This window comes from Nocardiopsis kunsanensis DSM 44524 (assembly GCF_000340965.1).
Taxonomy (GTDB): Bacteria; Actinomycetota; Actinomycetes; order Streptosporangiales; family Streptosporangiaceae; genus Nocardiopsis; species Nocardiopsis kunsanensis.
In genome coordinates this window covers 1-2,120 of the sequence record NZ_ANAY01000071.1, presented here as the reverse complement: position 1 = coordinate 2,120, position 2,120 = coordinate 1, and the positions used below count along the sequence as shown (strand labels likewise).

General features: G+C 71.6%; 5 protein-coding genes. All 5 read left to right on the top strand.

The genetic code is table 11. The annotated features are described in order from the left end of the window. Positions 1–55 precede the first annotated feature (55 nt). Genes D456_RS0123240 through D456_RS0123220 form a run of 5 tightly spaced genes read left to right on the top strand, consistent with a single transcriptional unit; the run spans position 56 to position 2,100 of the window. Positions 56–250 carry a hypothetical protein gene (locus D456_RS0123240; protein ID WP_017578573.1) on the top strand — a complete coding sequence of 65 codons (195 nt, stop codon included), beginning with the start codon at positions 56–58 and terminating at the stop codon, positions 248–250. After that, on the top strand, positions 247–378 hold the full coding sequence (locus D456_RS27855) for a hypothetical protein (RefSeq protein ID WP_017578572.1): 132 nt from the start codon (positions 247–249) through the stop codon (positions 376–378). The genes D456_RS0123240 and D456_RS27855 overlap by 4 nt, the downstream gene beginning before the upstream one ends. After that, on the top strand, positions 375–1,538 hold the full coding sequence (locus tag D456_RS24905) for a hypothetical protein (RefSeq protein ID WP_017578571.1): 1,164 nt from the start codon (positions 375–377) through the stop codon (positions 1,536–1,538). Before D456_RS27855 ends, D456_RS24905 begins: the two co-directional genes overlap by 4 nt. Further along, positions 1,538–1,813: a hypothetical protein gene (locus tag D456_RS0123225; RefSeq protein WP_017578570.1), complete on the top strand. Its 276-nt coding sequence runs from the start codon at positions 1,538–1,540 to the stop codon at positions 1,811–1,813. The genes D456_RS24905 and D456_RS0123225 overlap by 1 nt, the downstream gene beginning before the upstream one ends. Continuing rightward, positions 1,810–2,100, top strand: a complete 291-nt coding sequence (locus D456_RS0123220; RefSeq protein WP_017578569.1) for a hypothetical protein — start codon at positions 1,810–1,812, stop codon at positions 2,098–2,100. The genes D456_RS0123225 and D456_RS0123220 overlap by 4 nt, the downstream gene beginning before the upstream one ends. The last annotated feature ends 20 nt before the right edge of the window (positions 2,101–2,120 follow it).

Sequence of the window (2,120 nt, the reverse complement as noted above, 5' to 3'; positions counted from 1 at the left end):
CCCGCCAACAGGGCAGCACCGTCATCGGTCTGGCTGTCCCCGGGGGGTGGGTGGCATGAGCCCGGACCTGCTTCCCCACGTGATCGCCACCGCCGTAGTGGTCCTTCTGCTCGTCCTCGGGGCCCTGCGCGTGGCCACTGGATACCGCCGGTGCCGGCGAACCCTGCGCCGCTGGGGCCGCACCCGCGTGGTCCTCACCCAGGACGTCCCCCGGCGCCGGAAGAAGTCCGTGAAGGGGGGTCGCCGGTGACCTCCCTGATCTCGCTGCTGGCCGTCGCGCTGGTGGTCGCCGTGGTCTACCTGATCGTCGGCAACCCCATCATCGACCGCCGCGCTGACCTGGACACCCTCCGCGCACACAGGAAGGACCACCGGTGAACCTCCGAGGAAGCAAGAAGACCGCGGTGACCACCGACGTGGTCGCCGATCTGCAACGCCGCACCCAACAGGCACAGGCGCTGCACAGCGTTCCCCGTACGGAACTGCTGGCCAACCCCCGGCTCAACCCCGAGACCCGGGCGCTGTCCGACGAGCTCACCGCCCGCCGGCTGCAAACCGAACTGGAACTCGAACACAAGCGCCAGCTGAGGCGTGAGCGCGAGCGCGACCGGATCGAGGAGCGGGCCGCACGGAAGGCCGCCGCGATCGACTCCGCGCGCGATGCCAACAGCAACGAGTCCATCGCCCTGGACATGACCACCAGCCGCAAGCGGTACGTGGTCGGGGCCCTGGTCGGGTCCCTGATCTGCTCGGTCGGGTCTGCTGCGGGCGTGGACGCCGCCGTCCAAGCCGCCTACCCGGGCACCCTCACCGGACTCGGCTACCTGGCTGAGGTCGGCATGACCGGGATGGCCACCATGGCCATCGCCTGGCGCGGCGGCCTGGCCCGCTCCCGGGCGGTCATCTCCGGGCTGCCGGTGCCGGTGCTCAACGCGATGATCGCCTTCCCCCTGATCGCCTCGATCGTGGCCTCCACGGCCGGGTCCGGCCCCATCGGGGCGGTCTGCTCGGTCTCTGCCGCGCTGTTCGCGTGGATGGCCTACCTGTTCTCGGTGACCGGCTCGGCGGCCATCGCCCAGGCGGTGGGCCGGATGGATGCCGAGCAGCGCACCGCCACGACGGTCACCGAGGTGACCGAGGACCGCGAGGAGACGGCGTCCTCCGAGACGGGGGACGACGGACTCCAGGTCGTGGGCGACGCCCTCGCCGAAGAGGCGGCCGACTACCTGCGCACCACCGAGGACCCCCAGCGGGGGACCACGGACACGGGCCCGGGGGACGTCGCTGTGCTCCCCCGGGGGGACGACGGCGCGAGCGGGCCGATCCACCCCCACAGCGAGGGGGAGGACGACGCCCCGCAAACCCTCGCTGAATCCGCACGGAAACGCTCCGAGGACGCCCGCCAGCAGGTGGAGGACCTCTACGCCAAGCACCCCGGCATGCCGGTCAAGACCGCCGCGAAGGCACTGGGGGTCGACCCCAAGACGGTCCGCAAGTACAAGCCGACCCGGTCGCCCCGGTCGACGGGGGGTGCCTGATGAAGCACCGCCCCAAGGTCCGCAAGCAGGCCCGCTACGGCGGCGAAGGCCCCGGGTTCGACTACCGGCTCGAATGCACCTGCGGCCACCGCACCGACTGGACACCCATCCCCGGGGCCTCCGAGCAGGCCAAAACCGAGCACCTGGAAGCGGTCGCCGTGCCCGAGGAAGACCGGTGCCGCGACCCCAAGACCCACAAGACGCGCTGGTGGGAGTTCTGCCCCGTCTGCGCCTACCAGCTGGCCCTTCCCGGATTCGAGGAGATCACCGCATGAGCCACGAGCACGAGAACGAGACCGTCATCGAGTTCAGCGCGGTCCGGCTGGCCCGCCAGATCGCCCACGGGAGCGGCCACATGGGAACGGCCAACCTGATCGCCCGGCTCCTGGCCCTGCTCGTGGCGGCCGGGATGACCGTGTGGACCCTCACCGCTGGCCACACGGTGCTGCCCCTGTTCGGGGCGCTGCTCTTCGGCGTGTACCTGGCCCTGGCCGCCGTGGAGCTCTACGCCGCCGGCGCCCTGTGCGACCAGATCACCAAGGAACAGGAGCGGGGCCGGTGAGCCGGGGCACCGACTGGCGC